The sequence below is a fragment of the Candidatus Symbiopectobacterium sp. NZEC135 genome (assembly GCF_025962695.1).
This window is the reverse complement of record NZ_JAGFPF010000018.1, coordinates 16524-32355: the sequence shown is the minus strand read 5'-3', so window position 1 is coordinate 32355 and position 15832 is coordinate 16524. Positions and strand designations below refer to the sequence as shown.

At 50.0% G+C, this 15832-nt stretch carries 16 protein-coding genes and 1 other annotated feature; of the genes, 15 read left to right on the top strand and 1 reads right to left on the bottom strand.

The window, feature by feature from the left end:
* Positions 1-22: 22 nt before the first annotated feature.
* From J5224_RS11445 to J5224_RS11405, 9 genes are all read left to right on the top strand, one after another.
* On the top strand, positions 23-1750 hold the full coding sequence (locus J5224_RS11445) for a sensor histidine kinase (protein ID WP_264625499.1): 1728 nt from the start codon (positions 23-25) through the stop codon (positions 1748-1750).
* On the top strand, positions 1747-2496 hold the full coding sequence (locus tag J5224_RS11440; RefSeq protein WP_264625498.1) for a LytR/AlgR family response regulator transcription factor: 750 nt from the start codon (positions 1747-1749) through the stop codon (positions 2494-2496). Before J5224_RS11445 ends, J5224_RS11440 begins: the two co-directional genes overlap by 4 nt.
* Before the next feature lie 176 nt (positions 2497-2672).
* Positions 2673-3899, top strand: a complete 1227-nt coding sequence (locus J5224_RS11435) for an OFA family MFS transporter (RefSeq protein WP_264625497.1) — start codon at positions 2673-2675, stop codon at positions 3897-3899.
* A 270-nt stretch (positions 3900-4169) separates the two neighbouring features.
* Positions 4170-5051, top strand: coding sequence for a protease HtpX (gene htpX / locus J5224_RS11430; protein WP_264625496.1), 882 nt, complete (start codon positions 4170-4172; stop codon positions 5049-5051).
* A 301-nt stretch (positions 5052-5352) separates the two neighbouring features.
* The gene (ogl, locus tag J5224_RS11425; protein WP_264625495.1) at positions 5353-6519 is read left to right on the top strand and encodes an oligogalacturonate lyase; all 1167 of its coding nucleotides are present in this window, start codon (positions 5353-5355) and stop codon (positions 6517-6519) included.
* Positions 6520-6851: 332 nt separating this feature from the next.
* Entirely contained in the window at positions 6852-7643 is a 792-nt protein-coding gene (gene kdgR / locus J5224_RS11420) for a DNA-binding transcriptional regulator KdgR (RefSeq protein WP_264625494.1), read from the top strand.
* An 81-nt stretch (positions 7644-7724) separates the two neighbouring features.
* A complete protein-coding gene (locus tag J5224_RS11415; protein WP_264625493.1) occupies positions 7725-8453 on the top strand; it encodes a GNAT family N-acetyltransferase in 729 nt (242 codons plus the stop codon).
* Between the two features lie 110 nt (positions 8454-8563).
* Positions 8564-8806, top strand: a complete 243-nt coding sequence (locus tag J5224_RS11410; RefSeq protein ID WP_413544668.1) for a YebO family protein — start codon at positions 8564-8566, stop codon at positions 8804-8806.
* A 113-nt stretch (positions 8807-8919) separates the two neighbouring features.
* The gene (locus tag J5224_RS11405) at positions 8920-10302 is read left to right on the top strand and encodes an amino acid permease (protein WP_264625491.1); all 1383 of its coding nucleotides are present in this window, start codon (positions 8920-8922) and stop codon (positions 10300-10302) included.
* Between the two features lie 72 nt (positions 10303-10374).
* On the opposite strand, the gene J5224_RS11400 is transcribed toward J5224_RS11405, so the two are convergent.
* On the bottom strand, positions 10375-10809 hold the full coding sequence (locus J5224_RS11400; protein WP_264625490.1) for an FMN-binding protein: 435 nt from the start codon (positions 10807-10809) through the stop codon (positions 10375-10377).
* A 447-nt stretch (positions 10810-11256) separates the two neighbouring features.
* On the opposite strand from J5224_RS11400, the gene thrS reads away from it, so the two are divergent.
* The 6 genes from thrS (at position 11257) to pheS (ending at position 15825) form a co-directional block, all read left to right on the top strand.
* Positions 11257-13185, top strand: a complete 1929-nt coding sequence (gene thrS, locus J5224_RS11395) for a threonine--tRNA ligase (RefSeq protein ID WP_264625489.1) — start codon at positions 11257-11259, stop codon at positions 13183-13185.
* A 3-nt stretch (positions 13186-13188) separates the two neighbouring features.
* Positions 13189-13731 carry a translation initiation factor IF-3 gene (gene infC / locus J5224_RS11390; protein WP_222161056.1) on the top strand — a complete coding sequence of 181 codons (543 nt, stop codon included), beginning with the start codon at positions 13189-13191 and terminating at the stop codon, positions 13729-13731.
* 97 nt (positions 13732-13828) lie between these two features.
* Positions 13829-14026 (top strand): 50S ribosomal protein L35, encoded by a 198-nt coding sequence (gene rpmI / locus J5224_RS11385; protein WP_109054964.1) that lies wholly within the window; start codon positions 13829-13831, stop codon positions 14024-14026.
* 42 nt (positions 14027-14068) lie between these two features.
* Positions 14069-14425 (top strand): 50S ribosomal protein L20, encoded by a 357-nt coding sequence (gene rplT / locus J5224_RS11380; protein ID WP_009112987.1) that lies wholly within the window; start codon positions 14069-14071, stop codon positions 14423-14425.
* A 236-nt stretch (positions 14426-14661) separates the two neighbouring features.
* Positions 14662-14786: a sequence feature (Phe leader region), on the top strand.
* The gene (gene pheM / locus J5224_RS11375; protein ID WP_195313495.1) at positions 14667-14711 is read left to right on the top strand and encodes a pheST operon leader peptide PheM; all 45 of its coding nucleotides are present in this window, start codon (positions 14667-14669) and stop codon (positions 14709-14711) included. Its footprint overlaps the feature before it by 45 nt.
* A 55-nt stretch (positions 14787-14841) precedes the next feature.
* On the top strand, positions 14842-15825 hold the full coding sequence (pheS, locus tag J5224_RS11370) for a phenylalanine--tRNA ligase subunit alpha (protein ID WP_264625488.1): 984 nt from the start codon (positions 14842-14844) through the stop codon (positions 15823-15825).
* Positions 15826-15832: the final 7 nt, after the last annotated feature.

Here is a 15832-nt window from a genome sequence, read left to right as displayed (position 1 = left end):
TGCGTTTGATGTGGGATGAGTTGTGCACGAAATCTTCGAAATGTTACTGGCGGTGTTCGAGCGCGCTGCGTTAATGCTGATCTGCCTGTTTTTTTTAACGCGAACCCGACAATTTCGTCAATTACTGCAAAAAGAAGATCACTCGTTACGCGAACGTGCAGCGGTCACCGCTATCTTTTCCCTGTTTGCGCTATTTGGCACCTATTCGGGCATCAACGTTGAAGGCTCTCTGGTCAATGTCAGGGTGATTGCCGTGATGTCGGGCGGCATTCTGTTTGGCCCTTGGGTGGGTATCGCGACCGGCACCATTGCCGGTGTGCACCGCTATCTGATCGATATCAACGGTATTACCTCCGTTCCGTGTCTGATTACCAGTATTATCGCGGGAATGACGGCGGGCTATATCAATCGCAAGGTGAAGAAAGAGAAACAGTGGAGCATCGGTATTTTGGGCGGCATGATGTGTGAGTCGCTGACGATGCTGCTCGTGGTGCTTTGGGCAACGCCTACCGCGCTGGGATTGGATATCGTGTCCAAGATTGCGGTGCCGATGATTGCTGGATCTGTTTGTATCGGGCTGATTGTGTTGCTGGTGCAGAGTGTGGCGAATGAAAAAGAGGTGATCGCCGCGCGACAAGCGAAACTGGCGTTGGATATCGCCCATAAAACGCTACCCTATTTCCGTAATATCAACAGTCATTCACTGGCTGCGATCTGTCGTATTATTCGCACCGAAATCAATGCCGATGCGGTTGCCATGACGAATACACAGCATATTCTGGCCTATGTTGGCGTCGGGGAAGAAAAATACAACATTGGTCATGACATTATTAGTCCTATGACGCAGCAGGTGATTCACGATGGCAAAATCATCATTAAAAATAATGATGAACAGCACCTGACGCCAGAAATCCATTCGATGATTGTCATTCCGTTACTCGAGCATGGACAGGTGACGGGGACGCTAAAAATCTATTATTGCCATGCCCACAGAATTACTTACTCATTGCAGGTGATGGCCGTCGGTTTGTCGCAACTGATGTCAACCCAAATTGAAGTTTCTCGCACCGAGCAACTGCGTGATATGGCTAATAAGGCTGAACTGAGAGCCTTGCAGAGTAAAATTAACCCCCATTTTCTCTTTAATGCGTTGAATGCTATTTCATCGTCGATCCGTATTAATCCCGATACCGCGCGTCAGCTGGTGATCAATTTGTCACGCTATCTGCGCTACAACCTTGAGTTGAACGATGACGCGTTGATTGATGTGAAAAAAGAGCTGTACCAGATTCGTGATTATATTGCCATTGAGCAGGCGCGTTTTGGCGCCAAGCTCACGGTGATTTACGACATTGATGACGATCTGGCCTATCAAATTCCTAGCCTGTTGATTCAGCCTCTGGTGGAGAATGCCATTGTGCACGGTATTCAGCCCTGCCGTGGCAAGGGCACCGTAGTGATAGCGGTAAAAGATCTGGGAGATCGATTGCGCGTGGCTGTCACTGACACCGGGCATGGTATCGATCAGCAAACGATTGAGCGTGTGGCGCGCAATGAAGTACCCGGTAATAAAATCGGTCTGCTTAATGTGCATCACCGTGTGCGATTGCTTTATGGCGATGGCCTGCACATTCGTCGATTGGAACCGGGTACGGAAATTGTCTTTTATATCCCTCGTGCGGCTGACGCTGCGGGTAGGGTGCCGGAAAATAATGTGATGTCCACGCTGGTCGCAGGAGATAAGCGGTGAAAGCCATTATTGTTGAAGATGAGTTCCTGGCGCAGGAAGAACTTAATTATCTGATTCGCCAGCACAGCGACATTGAGATTGTGGCGACGTTTGACGACGGCATGGATGTGCTTAAATACCTGCAACAAAACGACGTTGACGCCATCTTTCTTGATATCAACATTCCATCGCTCAATGGGGTATTCCTCGCGCAAAATATCAGCAAGTTTGCGCAAAAGCCGTACATTATTTTTATCACGGCGTATAAGGAACACGCGGTTGAAGCCTTTGAAGTGGATGCGTTTGACTATATTCTCAAACCGTATCATGAGGCGCGTATCGTCACCATGCTGCAAAAGTTGGAAAATGCCTGGCAGTTACGGCAATCCGGCCCTGTGCCGGAAAATAACAGCGCCGCGAATACTTCGCGCATTGGCCAACACACCATCAACTTGATGAAAGATGAGCGCATTATCGTCACTGACATCAATCAAATCTATTATGCCGCTGCGCAGGAAAAAGTGACGTTGGTCTATACCCGGCGTGAAACCTTTATTATGCCAATGAACATCACCGAGTTTTGTAGCCGATTACCGGAAGCGGTGTTTTTTCGCTGCCACCGTTCTTACTGCGTCAACCTGACGAAAATTCGCGAAATCGTTCCCTGGTTCAATAACACGTATATTCTGCGGTTGCACGAGTTGGAATTTGAAGTGCCCGTGAGCCGCAGTAAGGTAAAGACCTTTCGTGCATTGATGCGCCTGTAACGGCATTTCATTCCGTTCTGATGGCATCTCATTCCTGATGCGATCTTTTCACGTCACGCCCCTTGTAGACTGGCCGCAACACGTAAGCGGGTGGTCTACGGTGCCGGTACCATAGCCCATTTTGCTTACCTTCTTTGATGTTCCCTCCGGGAACCGTTTTACTAAGAGGTCGGCCTATGAATGCCAAACCAACACGTCGCATCCAGATCGTACTGGGTACGATCATCGCGCAAATGGGGCTGGGGACTATTTACACCTGGAGTCTGTTTAACCAACCGCTGGTCGATATTTACGGATGGTCGCTCAGCGCCGTGGCAACGACGTTTTCCATCACCAGTTTCAGCTTGGCGTTTGCAACGCTGTTTGCCGGCAAATTGCAGGAGCGTATTGGCATTCGGCGTTTAACGCTATGCGCTGGTATCGTTCTGGGCCTGGGATTAATGGCCAGCTCAGGGGTGACCTCCTTGATGGGGATGTACTTGCTGATGGGCGTTGTGGTTGGCTTTGCCGATGGCACCGCGTATATCACCACGCTGTCCAACCTGATCAAATGGTTCCCTGAACGCAAAGGGCTGATTGCCGGTGTTTCTGTCGGGGCATTTGGTACAGGAAGCCTGGTATTTAAATACATCAACAGCTTTCTGATCGCAGAAGTGGGGGCATCTCATGCCTTTTTCTACTGGGGGCTGATGGCGATGGTCATGATTGGACTGGGTAGCACCTTGCTGAAAGAGCCGCCAACGCAGGCGGCTAATGGAAAAACGGCAATTACTTACGGTACGCGGGATTTTACCTTGGGTGAAATGTTGGGAACCAAAGAAGCCTATCTGCTGTTTGTGATTTTCTTTACGGCGTGCATGAGCGGCTTGTACCTGATTGGCGTGGTAAAAGACATCGGCGTGGAAATGGCGGGTATGGACAGGCAAATGGCGGCAAACGCCGTGTCAGCCATCGCTATTTTCAACACGGTAGGGCGTATTGTGCTGGGAGCGATGTCAGATAAAGTCGGCCGCCTGCGCGTTGTTAGCGGAACGCTGCTGGTTACTGCACTGGCAGTGACGATTATGGCCTTCCTGCCATTGTCGCCCGTGCTGTTTTTCATCTGTGTCAGCGCCATTGCTTTCAGTTTTGGCGGCAATATCACCGTGTTCCCGGCCATTGTCGGCGACTTCTTCGGTCTGAAACATCACAGTAAAAACTATGGTGTCATTTATCAGGGATTTGGTATCGGTGCATTGTCCGGCTCTTTCATTGCGGCACGACTGGGCGGTTTTCATGCTACCTTTATTGCGATCGCGGTACTGTCAGCGCTGTCACTGCTGATTGCGCTGTGGATCAAACCGCCCAAGCATATCCGCACGCAACCCGATATGCCTGCGACAGTGGCGCATGCCCGCGGATAATACGCTGTACTAACGGCATAAATACCTTATTATGCAGAGCCCCTGGGTTTTACCCGGGGGCTTTTTTATGGCGCGGGTTCACGGGTATGATTCCGGTGCGATGACAGACCGAACGGTTGTGTGCGTGTCGCTACGGGCTAGGTTATTGCAAAATGTAAAGTTATGTCGTTTTAGTCATAGGAAGATTAAGAATGCTTGAAAACGGCGTGATAACCCATACCATCGTGTTGTGAGTGATGTTAATCCCTTAAGAGAGGAAATCAGACTGTTATGATGCGTATTGCGCTTTTCCTGATCACCAACCTGGCGGTGATGTTGGTATTCGGGCTGGTTCTCAGCCTGACGGGAATTCGGTCCAGCAGTGTCCAGGGGCTTATGATCATGGCTGGCCTGTTTGGCTTTGGTGGTGCGTTCGTTTCACTGCTGATGTCCAAATGGATGGCGCTACGCTCGGTGGGCGGTGAAGTGATCGAACAACCGCGTAATGAAACCGAGCGTTGGTTGCTTGAAACCGTGCGGGTTCAATCGCAGCAGGCAGGCATTGCGATGCCGCAGGTCGCTATTTATCACGCACCCGATATTAACGCCTTTGCGACGGGGGCACGGCGTGATGCATCGTTGGTGGCGGTGAGCACCGGTTTGCTGCAAAACATGAGCCGTGATGAAGCCGAGGCAGTCATTGCCCACGAAATCAGCCACGTGGCGAACGGTGATATGGTCACCATGACGCTGATTCAAGGCATTGTGAATACCTTTGTTATCTTCATCTCGCGCCTGATCGCTCAGGTGGCATCCGGTTTCCTTTCTGGCAACCGCGACGAGGGTGAAAGCAGCAACGGTAACCCGCTGGTCTATTTTGCCGTGGCAACGGTGCTGGAACTGGTGTTTGGTATTCTGGCCAGCATCATTACCATGTGGTTCTCTCGCTACCGCGAGTTCCATGCCGATGCGGGATCGGCGAAACTGGTGGGCCGTGAGAAGATGATAGCCGCATTGCAGCGTTTGAAAACCAGCTACGAGCCGCAGGAAGAAGGCAGCATGATGGCATTTTGCATCAACGGCAAATCAAAATCTTTCAGTGAGTTATTTATGTCGCACCCGCCGTTGGATAAGCGTATTGAAGCGCTGCGTAGCGGCGCTTATCTGAAATAAAACTTCCGCAAAAACAAACCATTCCACAACAGGGAGTCCATTACGGGCTCCCTGTCTGCAATAACGTGTTATCCTCTATACCTCTGTCTTGATAGCATAAATTCCTTTTTTACAGGGAAAACAGGGGATGAAAATCAGGAGAATGTTTCATAAAATAAAACCGTGATCACGGAAAAATGAAACATTGTTTCTATAATGCTGGTATTACAGATCTATCGCATCAGGGTGACGGTAAGTCGCAAGACTTGTGTCAACTGCTGGTGCTAGCCGTATTCTTTTCGATATGTTCTAAGGATTTACGATGGCCAAAGGCAAAAAGATTCCCCTCTCGTTTCATACCTATCAAGACGCAGCAACCGGCACCGAAGTGGTGCGTTTAACGCCTCCCGATGTTATTTGCCATCGCAACTATTTCTACCAGAAGTGCTTCTCCAATGATGGAAGCAAACTGTTGTTCGGCGGCGCGTTTGATGGCCCTTGGAACTACTACCTGCTGGATCTGAACACGCAGGAAGCGACACAGCTGACGGAAGGCAAGGGCGACAACACCTTTGGTGGTTTCATGTCCCCTGAAGACGATGCACTGTATTATGTGAAAAACACCCGTAACCTGATGCGTGTCGATCTGAACACGTTGGAAGAAACCACAATTTATCAAGTACCGGATGAGTGGGTAGGTTACGGTACTTGGGTTGCCAACTCCGATTGCACCAAGATGGTGGGGATCGAAATCAAGAAAGAAGATTGGCAGCCGCTGACCGACTGGAAAAAATTCCAGGAGTTCTATTTCACCAATCCGTGCTGCCGCCTGATCCGTATCGATCTGAAAACCGGCGAAGCGCAGACTATTCTGCAAGAAAAACGCTGGCTGGGTCACCCGATCTATCGTCCTGGCGATGACAACACCGTCGCGTTCTGTCATGAAGGTCCACATGACCTGGTTGATGCCCGTATGTGGTTTATCAACGAAGACGGCAGCAACATGCGTAAAGTCAAAGAGCATGCGGAAGGTGAGAGCTGCACGCACGAATTCTGGGTGCCGGATGGATCTGCCATGATCTATGTGTCTTATCTGAAAGATGACACCAATCGTTATATCCGCAGCATCAACCCGGTTACGCTGGAAGATACGCAACTGCGCGTTATGCCGCCATGTTCTCACCTGATGAGTAACTATGACGGCACGCTCCTGGTGGGTGACGGTTCCGATGCACCGGTCGATGTACAAGATGACGGTGGTTACAAAATCGAAAACGATCCGTTCCTGTATGTGTTTAATCTGCAAACCGGCAAAGAGCACCGCGTTGCACAGCACAACACCTCGTGGAAAGTGTTGGAAGGCGATCGCCAGGTCACGCACCCGCATCCCTCCTTTACGCCGGACAATAAACGCATCCTGTTTACCTCGGATGTGGATGGCAAACCAGCCCTGTATCTTGCCGCCGTACCTGATTCAGTTTGGAAGTAAACCCAAAACCCCATCCCGGCAACGGAATGGGGTTTCTTCTATTCGTCACGGTGAACTCGGTGACGAATAGAATAAGCCCTGAATATTTCGTGTTGCAGTAAGGTTGTCAGCGAGCGAGGTCCGATAAGCTTCGAGAGATAAGTGATTCGGGTCAGTGAGTGTCGCTAACGCCAGCGTAGCGCGAAGTGTAACGGGTATAATAACTTTAATAATAAGCAAGTCCCTTGATTATCGTTATTGTTTCATTGCCATAATCAGCGTGTTCCCTTTATACTAAAACCATCGTTCTATTTTTTTTAAAACAAAAAAAACTGAGTAGGGTACCCAAAAAAATGGCTATTGCAGATTTAGATAAACAGCCCGATTCCGTGTCGTCCGTCTTGAAAGTTTTTGGTATTTTGCAGGCATTAGGTGAGGAAAGAGAGATCGGTATTACGGAACTCTCCCAGCGCGTCATGATGTCTAAAAGTACAGTGTACCGTTTTTTGCAAACGATGAAGTCCTTGGGATATGTCGCGCAAGAAGGCGAATCCGAGAAGTATTCGTTAACGCTTAAGTTGTTCGAACTGGGCGCCAAGGCGTTGCAAAACGTAGATTTGATTCGTAGTGCTGATATTCAGATGCGCGAATTGTCCGCGCTGACGAAAGAAACTATCCACCTCGGTGCGTTGGATGAAGATGGTATCGTTTATATTCACAAGATCGATTCCATGTACAACCTGCGTATGTATTCTCGCATTGGTCGTCGTAACCCGCTGCACAGTACCGCCATTGGTAAAGTGTTGCTGGGATGGCGCGATCGTGACGAAGTGGTTGAAATTCTGAGCAAAGTGGAATTTACTCGTAGCACGCCGCATACGGTAGGTAGCGCTGAGGAGCTGTTGCCTTTGCTTGATACCGTACGTGTGCAAGGGTATGGGGAAGATAAGGAAGAACAGGAAGAAGGCTTGCGCTGCATCGCTGTGCCCGTCTTTGACCGTTTCGGCGTGGTGATTGCCGGGTTGAGTATTTCATTCCCCACCATTCGCTTTGCAGAAGAGAGCATGCACGAATATGTTGCCATGTTGCATCACGCAGCAAAAAATATTTCCGAGCAGATGGGCTATCACGACTATCCGTTCTGAACCGTCTTTCGCTGAACAAACGATTGCTTTCCAAAAAACCTGCCTGACGGTGGGTTTTTTAACATCTGGAGGATGAGAATAATGGCAGAGCATGTGAACCGCTATGGGCAGCCTGTCGGCGAAGCGCTTCCTTTATGGTCAGCGCGTGCGTTCCCAGGGCGTATTACGCTCACCGGGCGTTTTTGTCGGGTTGAACCATTACGTGTGGAACAGCACCTCGATGCGCTCTATACGGCATACGCCGCTGCGCCAGATGGACGCGATTGGACCTATCTGTTTGTCGGCCCGTTTCGTGACAAAGAGGAGTACCGTGCTTATCTGACCGCGACAGAACAGCAGCAGGATAGCCAGTGCTATGTGGTTATCGACACACGTACCGATAATGCGGTAGGCACGTTTTCTTTGATGCGCGTTGATGTGAGCAATGGCGTTATCGAAGTCGGTTCTGTCGTTTTTTCTTCAGCGTTAAAACGCACGCCACTTGCGACAGAAGCGCATTTTTTGCTGATGGGCTATGTCTTCGAACAACTGCACTATCGTCGCTATGAGTGGAAGTGCGATAGCCTGAATGCCCCGTCGCGCCGTGCCGCCCTGCGCTTGGGTTTTACCTTTGAGGGCATTTTCCGTCAGGCTATTGTTTATAAAGGGCGTACGCGTGATACCGCCTGGTTCTCCCTGCTGGATACCGAATGGTCACAACGCAAGCTGGATTTTCGCGATTGGCTGGCACAGGGTAACTTTGATACTGAAGGAAAACAGATCCAATCGCTCGCTGCCATCAGGCAGTCTCGGCTGAAAGGCAGTTCATGAGCAGGATGTAATAGTCGTGGGCGGCTACGAAGTGATAGTATGACCTGGATATGCTTGGGTTGAGAGTATGAGTTGGGGTTGTTGTGAATATTTTACAGATTGTTTTTATCATGTTGATGGTGCTGTTTGCCGCGCTGATATGGTTTTTTGTCAATCGCGCCAGTGTCCGTGCCAATGAAAAGATCCGCCTGCTGCAAGACATTTTGGAACAGCAACGTCTTCAAACCGCGTTGCTCCAATCGCTAGCGCCTGCCACTGCGGCTATCACGCCGTCTGAGCCTGAAGCCGTGTTGGTCCCATCGGCTGAACCCACGCCAGAATTTGATGCATTCAACGTGATTCCCGAACGTTAAGACTGATTGCAATGGCTTGGGCGCTCGTCTGCATTGCTTCTACATAACGCACGCCAGCAACCTGACGGCGTGCGTACAATAATCAAAACAGCAAATGGAAAAGTGAATACAACATGGCGGTAGAGAGTGAGCTGGAGTTAAAACGGGGATTGAAGAATCGCCATATTCAATTAATCGCCTTAGGCGGTGCGATAGGGACGGGGCTGTTTTTAGGGATATCGCAGACCATACAGATGGCGGGGCCTTCCGTGCTGTTGGGGTATGGTGTCGCGGGCATTATTGCTTTCCTGATCATGCGCCAGTTGGGCGAAATGGTGGTTGAAGAGCCGGTTGCTGGGTCGTTCAGCCACTTTGCTTATAAATATTGGGGCAGCTTTGCCGGTTTTCTCGCTGGTTGGAACTACTGGGCCATGTTTATCCTGGTGGGCATGGCTGAACTCACTGCTGTTGGAATCTATATTCAATATTGGTGGCCTGATGTGCCCACGTGGGTATCGGCGGCGGTATTTTTTGTCCTGATTAATGCCATCAACCTGGTAAACGTAAAGGTGTATGGTGAAACCGAATTTTGGTTCGCCATCATCAAAGTCCTGGCAATCCTTGGTATGATCGGGTTTGGTGCCTGGTTATTACTCAGCGGGCAGGGTGGCGCGCAGGCGACGGTACGCAACCTGTGGCAGCATGGCGGCTTTTTCCCGCACGGTATCAATAGCCTGGTGATGGCGATGGCGGTGATCATGTTCTCTTTCGGTGGATTGGAACTGGTCGGAATCACTGCTGCTGAGGCAGCCGATCCAAAGCGCTCCATCCCGCAAGCGACTAATCAGGTCGTTTACCGCATTCTGATCTTTTATATTGGCTCGCTCGGCATTCTGCTGTCGCTCTACCCGTGGCAGAACGTGGTAAGTGGCGGTAGCCCGTTTGTGATGATTTTCCATGCGCTGGACAGTAACGCCATCGCCAATGTGTTGAATCTGGTGGTATTGACTGCTGCGTTGTCGGTATACAACAGTGGGGTCTATTGCAACAGCCGCATGTTGTTTGGCCTCGCGATGCAGGGGAATGCGCCGCGTTGGTTATCTCGCGTCAATGGGCGCGGTGTACCGGTTCGGTCCATTGCGCTTTCTGCGCTGGCGACCTCGGTGGGGGTGCTGATTAACTATGTGATGCCCGGCAAGGCGTTTGAGCTTCTAATGGCGCTGGTGGTATCAACGCTGGTGATTAACTGGATCATGATTTGTGTGGCGCATCTGCGTTTTCGTCGTGCGATGGATCAGCGCGGCGTAGTGACCCATTTCAAGGCGATTTTCTACCCTTATGGCAACTACCTGTGCTTGCTTTTCCTTGCCGCCATTCTGGTCATCATGCTCATGACACCGGGTATCCGAATTTCTGTACTGTTAATCCCGGTTTGGGTGGGCGTTATCTGGTTGGGCTTTTACCTGTCTCAGCGTCGTAAGGCGGCAGAAATGCTGGCGCATGGCGTGAAAGAATAGCGGGACTAAGCGGATTTTCGCCTCATCGCCGGGGTCATTATGTTGATACCGGCGATGAAATGCAGTGAGGTATTATTCGACTTTTGCTACGTCTGTCTTGCCTGCTTTCGCATTGGCAACCGCTGCATTTGCCAGCACGATGAAATCTTCGCTGGAGTGCGTGGCACCGGTCACGCCATCCACACCTTCAGGATTTTGCTTCTCTACCAATCCCTGAGCCAGTTTGACCGTATACTCGTTAGGATTAGTGCCGCTTGCTGCCTTCATCTTCTTATTGTATTCCACATCTGTGGTTTTCAGATGACCGTCTTTTTGACTGTTGTAGTCAAATTTCACGGCGGCAATTTTCCCGTTTTTGTAAGTCACTTCGATAAACGGTTTCCACCCTTTATCATCGAAATTAACGGTTTCAGCGCGGTATGTCCCGTCTTTGATGGCTCCATCGGCAGCGTGAACACCCACAGCGAAAAGGCTTGCCACAACAAGGGGTATGAACTTCATTTTCATGGTTTCATCCTCGGTATTTTTATCAATGTATTTGTGCGTAAATGTATAAAGTAATCTGTCTGTTGGGGCCAATTTCAGGCACCAATAGTAGCGGAAGCGTACCGCTGACTTTAGTTAAATAAAGTGTTCTGCTTAACAAAACGAGGTTATTGCCATGATAATTGTGTGGTTATTTGTGATCGGTAAGACAAATGGGTAGCGATAGGCGGGAAAAATGCGGATATTCCACGTGCTAGCGGACGCGGCAAGTGACTGGTTCATCCCTGCTAATGGTGGTAGCATAAAGTTCGTCACCTATCCCACACCTCGTGGGATTTTGATTTTGTGCCAGGTGTACCAATTTAACGACGGTTGGTTAGATGGTTACACAATGTTTTGAAAACTAAATGAATTCATTTTCGCACGTGATCTTTCGTGTGGGTCACCACTGTGAATAAGGGAACTAGAATGCCTGTTATTACGCTTCCTGATGGAAGTCAGCGTCAATACGATCGTGCCGTTTCTCCTTTTGATGTGGCACTGGATATTGGTCCGGGTCTGGCGAAAGCCTGTATCGCGGGCCGCGTTAACGGTGAACTGGTGGATGCCAGCGACCTGATCGACGCCGATGCACAATTGGCGATTATTACCGCCAAGGATCAAGAGGGGCTGGAGATTCTGCGCCACTCTTGTGCGCATCTGTTGGGACACGCCATCAAGCAACTGTGGCCGGATACCAAAATGGCGATCGGCCCGGTCATCGATAATGGTTTTTACTATGACGTTGATCTAGATCGCACGCTGACGCAGGAAGATATCGATCTGCTCGAAAAGCGCATGCATGAACTGGCCGACAAAGATTACGACGTTATCAAGAAAAAGGTCAGTTGGCAGGAAGCGCGTGATGTGTTCGCTGCGCGTGGCGAGACCTATAAGGTCGCCATTCTGGATGAAAACATCAGCCACGACGATCGTCCTGGTCTGTATCATCACGAAGAATACATCGACATGTGCCGTGGTCCGCACGTGCCCAATATGCGTTTCTGCCATCATTTCAAATTGCAGAAAATCTCGGGTGCTTACTGGCGCGGCGACAGCAAAAACAAAATGTTGCAGCGTATCTACGGCACGGCTTGGGCAGACAAAAAACAGCTGGGTGCCTATTTGCAGCGTCTGGAAGAAGCCGCAAAACGCGATCACCGTAAAATTGGTAAACAGCTCGACCTGTATCATATGCAGGAAGAAGCGCCGGGCATGGTGTTCTGGCACAACGATGGCTGGACGGTATTCCGTGAACTGGAAGCCTTTGTGCGTATGAAGCTCAAAGAGTACCAGTATCAGGAAGTGAAAGGTCCCTTTATGATGGACCGCGTGCTGTGGGAAAAAACCGGCCACTGGGAAAACTATAAAGAAGCCATGTTCACGACCTCTTCAGAGAACCGGGAATATTGCATCAAGCCGATGAACTGCCCAGGGCATGTGCAGATTTTTAATCAGGGGTTGAAATCGTACCGCGATTTGCCGCTGCGTATGGCCGAATTCGGCAGTTGCCACCGTAACGAACCGTCAGGCTCCTTGCACGGATTGATGCGCGTGCGTGGGTTTACGCAGGATGACGCCCATATCTTCTGTACCGAGGAACAGGTTCGTGCAGAAGTGAATAGCTGTATCAAGATGGTGTACGACATGTACAGCACCTTCGGCTTTGAAAAAATCGTCGTTAAGCTCTCCACCCGCCCTGAAAAGCGCATCGGTAGCGATGAGATGTGGGATCGCGCTGAGCACGATTTAGCGGCTGCACTGACAGAAAACGGGATTCCGTTTGATTATCAGCCGGGTGAAGGGGCGTTCTATGGTCCGAAAATTGAATTTACTTTGCACGATTGTTTGGATCGCGCCTGGCAATGTGGTACGGTGCAGCTCGACTTTTCACTGCCGGGCCGTTTAAACGCCTCTTATGTCGGCGAAAGCAACGAGCGTCAGGTGCCGGTGATGATTCACCGCGCGATATTGGGATCTATGGAGCGCTTTATCGGCATTCTTACCGAGGAGTTCGCTGGATTCTTTCCAACCTGGTTGGCGCCGGTGCAAGCTGTGGTGATGAATATCACCGATGGACAGTCCGAATATGTCAGTGAATTGACGCGAAAACTGCAAGATGCAGGTATTCGTGTAAAAGCGGACTTGAGAAATGAGAAAATAGGCTTTAAAATCCGCGAGCACACTTTACGACGTGTTCCCTATATGCTTGTTTGCGGTGATAAAGAGGTGGAAGCGGGCAAAGTGGCCGTTCGCACCCGTCGCGGCAAGGATTTGGGAAGCATCGACGTTAACGAAGTGATCAAGCAGCTGCAACAAGAAATTCGCAGCCGTAGTCTTCATCAGTTGGAGGAATAAGGTATAAAAGGCGGAAAACGAGTTCAACCGGCGCGTCCTAATCGCATCAATAGAGAAATTCGCGCGCAAGAGGTACGTCTAACAGGCGTCGATGGCGAGCAGATTGGCATTGTCAGTCTGAATGAAGCGTTAGAGAAAGCCGAGGAAGCAGGTGTTGATTTAGTTGAAATCAGTCCTAACGCCGAGCCGCCGGTTTGCCGAATCATGGATTACGGCAAGTTCCTCTACGAGAAGAGTAAGGCCACCAAGGAACAGAAGAAGAAGCAAAAAGTTATCCAGGTTAAGGAAATCAAATTCCGTCCTGGTACCGATGATGGCGACTATCAGGTCAAACTACGCAACCTGATTCGCTTTCTGGAAGACGGTGACAAGGCCAAAATCACCCTGCGTTTTCGCGGACGTGAAATGGCGCACCAACAGATTGGTATCGAAGTGCTTAACCGCGTTCGTGACGATCTGAGTGAACTGGCAGTGGTCGAATCCTTCCCTACGAAGATCGAAGGCCGCCAGATGATCATGGTGCTCGCACCGAAGAAGAAACAGTAAGGCATTCAAGTAATAGAACCCGTGCGGTGTCCGCATCGCGCGGGTTTTGTTCGCCTTAGCTGATTCATTATATCAACAATGCGAAGTGGAAATTAACATGCCAAAGATCAAAACAGTACGTGGCGCCGCTAAACGCTTTAAAAAGACCGCCAAAGGTGGTTTTAAGCGTAAGCATGCTAACCTGCGTCATATTCTGACCAAAAAAGCGACTAAACGTAAACGTCATCTGCGTCCGAAGGGTATGGTCTCCAAAGGAGATCTGGGCCTGGTTGTCGCATGTCTGCCGTACGCATAAGTAACCTTTTTGAATCAAGAATAAGACTTTAGGAGAGAGCATATGGCTCGCGTAAAACGTGGTGTGGTTGCTCGTGCACGTCACAAGAAAATTCTGAAACAAGCGAAAGGTTACTACGGTGCCCGTTCGCGCGTTTATCGTGTTGCCTTCCAGGCAGTAATCAAAGCTGGTCAGTACGCTTACCGCGACCGTCGTCAACGTAAACGTCAATTCCGCCAACTGTGGATTGCACGTATCAATGCAGCAGCTCGCCAAAATGGCTTGTCTTACAGCAAATTCATCAACGGCCTGAAAAAAGCCTCTGTTGAAATCGACCGTAAGATCTTGGCTGATATCGCCGTATTCGACAAAGTGGCATTCTCTGCACTGGTTGAAAAAGCGAAAGCAGCCCTGGCGTAAGCCAGTGGAAAGAGGGAGCTTTGCTCCCTCTTTTCGTTTTAGGATATATCAGTGTGTCCTTGATGGCACATTGAGCGATATCCATAACGGTTGTGATTGACTTTTGATTCACGCCGATTTCCAATAAGACAGTATTGTTTGTAGTAACATTTTACTCTGAACGTGTCCGCCGGTAATAATATTGGCGATAAACATCGACACTGGTGACGCGCAAGCGTATTGACATTAAGGTAACGCAAGTATGACTACTGCTATTTTCCGTTTCTTTTTTTACTTTAGCACCTGATCTCAGGAGGCTTTGCGCGTAAGAAAAGAAACGAAAAATAGCGCTTGAAGCCTCCCGCCGGGAGGCTTTTTTGTTTGCGTTTGGTTCTAATCATGATAACTGGCCATACAGGCAGAAGAAGAGGAATGCAATGCCACATCTCGCAGAGCTGGTAGCGAATGCCAGAACAGCCATAGACGCGGCTCAGGATATTGCGACGCTGGATAATGTGCGTGTCGAATACCTGGGCAAAAAAGGGCATTTGACCCTGCAAATGACATCGCTACGCGATTTGCCCGCAGACGAACGTCCTGCGGCGGGTGCGGTTATCAACCAAGCGAAGCAGGATGTGCAAGATGCGCTGAACGTCCGCAAACACACATTGGAATCGGCGGTGCTGAACGCCCGTCTGGCAGAAGAAACCATCGATGTTTCCCTGCCGGGTCGCACCATGGAAAACGGTGGGTTACATCCGGTCACGCGCACTATCGATCGTATCGAAACCTTCTTCGGTGAATTGGGTTTCTCGGTGGCTACCGGGCCGGAAATCGAAGATGCCTATTACAACTTCGATGCGTTGAATATTCCGGGGCACCACCCCGCGCGCGCCGATCATGACACCTTCTGGTTTGATGCTACGCGTTTGCTGCGCACCCAAACCTCCGGAGTGCAAATTCGCACCATGGAAAAACAGCAGCCGCCAATCCGCATTATTGCGCCAGGCCGCGTCTATCGTAACGACTACGACCAAACCCACACGCCGATGTTCCATCAAATGGAAGGGCTGATCGTGGATAAAAACATCAGCTTTACCAACCTGAAAGGCACGCTGCACGATTTCCTGCGTAACTTCTTCGAAGAAGATTTGCAGGTACGTTTCCGTCCGTCCTATTTCCCGTTTACTGAACCGTCCGCCGAAGTGGATGTGATGGGTAAAAATGGCAAATGGCTTGAAGTGCTGGGCTGCGGCATGGTGCACCCTAACGTATTGCGTAACGTTGGCATCGATCCGGAAGTGTACTCCGGTTTCGCGTTTGGTATGGGGATGGAGCGTTTGACCATGTTGCGCTATGGCGTAACCGATTTACGCGCATTCTTCGAAAACGATCTTCGCTTCCTCAAACAGTTTAAGTAAGGCGGGT

Bases quoted from the DNA above. Each gene is read 5' to 3' on its own strand.
- J5224_RS11435 (WP_264625497.1), top strand. From the start codon at position 2,673: ATGAATGCCAAACCAACACGTCGCATCCAGATCGTACTGGGTACGATC.
- htpX (WP_264625496.1), top strand. From the start codon at position 4,170: ATGATGCGTATTGCGCTTTTCCTGATCACCAACCTGGCGGTGATGTTG.
- ogl (WP_264625495.1), top strand. From the start codon at position 5,353: ATGGCCAAAGGCAAAAAGATTCCCCTCTCGTTTCATACCTATCAAGAC.
- kdgR (WP_264625494.1), top strand. From the start codon at position 6,852: ATGGCTATTGCAGATTTAGATAAACAGCCCGATTCCGTGTCGTCCGTC.
- J5224_RS11415 (WP_264625493.1), top strand. From the start codon at position 7,725: ATGGCAGAGCATGTGAACCGCTATGGGCAGCCTGTCGGCGAAGCGCTT.
- J5224_RS11410 (WP_413544668.1), top strand. From the start codon at position 8,564: ATGTTGATGGTGCTGTTTGCCGCGCTGATATGGTTTTTTGTCAATCGC.
- J5224_RS11405 (WP_264625491.1), top strand. From the start codon at position 8,920: ATGGCGGTAGAGAGTGAGCTGGAGTTAAAACGGGGATTGAAGAATCGC.
- J5224_RS11400 (WP_264625490.1), bottom strand. From the start codon at position 10,809: ATGAAAATGAAGTTCATACCCCTTGTTGTGGCAAGCCTTTTCGCTGTG.
- thrS (WP_264625489.1), top strand. From the start codon at position 11,257: ATGCCTGTTATTACGCTTCCTGATGGAAGTCAGCGTCAATACGATCGT.
- rpmI (WP_109054964.1), top strand. From the start codon at position 13,829: ATGCCAAAGATCAAAACAGTACGTGGCGCCGCTAAACGCTTTAAAAAG.
- rplT (WP_009112987.1), top strand. From the start codon at position 14,069: ATGGCTCGCGTAAAACGTGGTGTGGTTGCTCGTGCACGTCACAAGAAA.
- pheS (WP_264625488.1), top strand. From the start codon at position 14,842: ATGCCACATCTCGCAGAGCTGGTAGCGAATGCCAGAACAGCCATAGAC.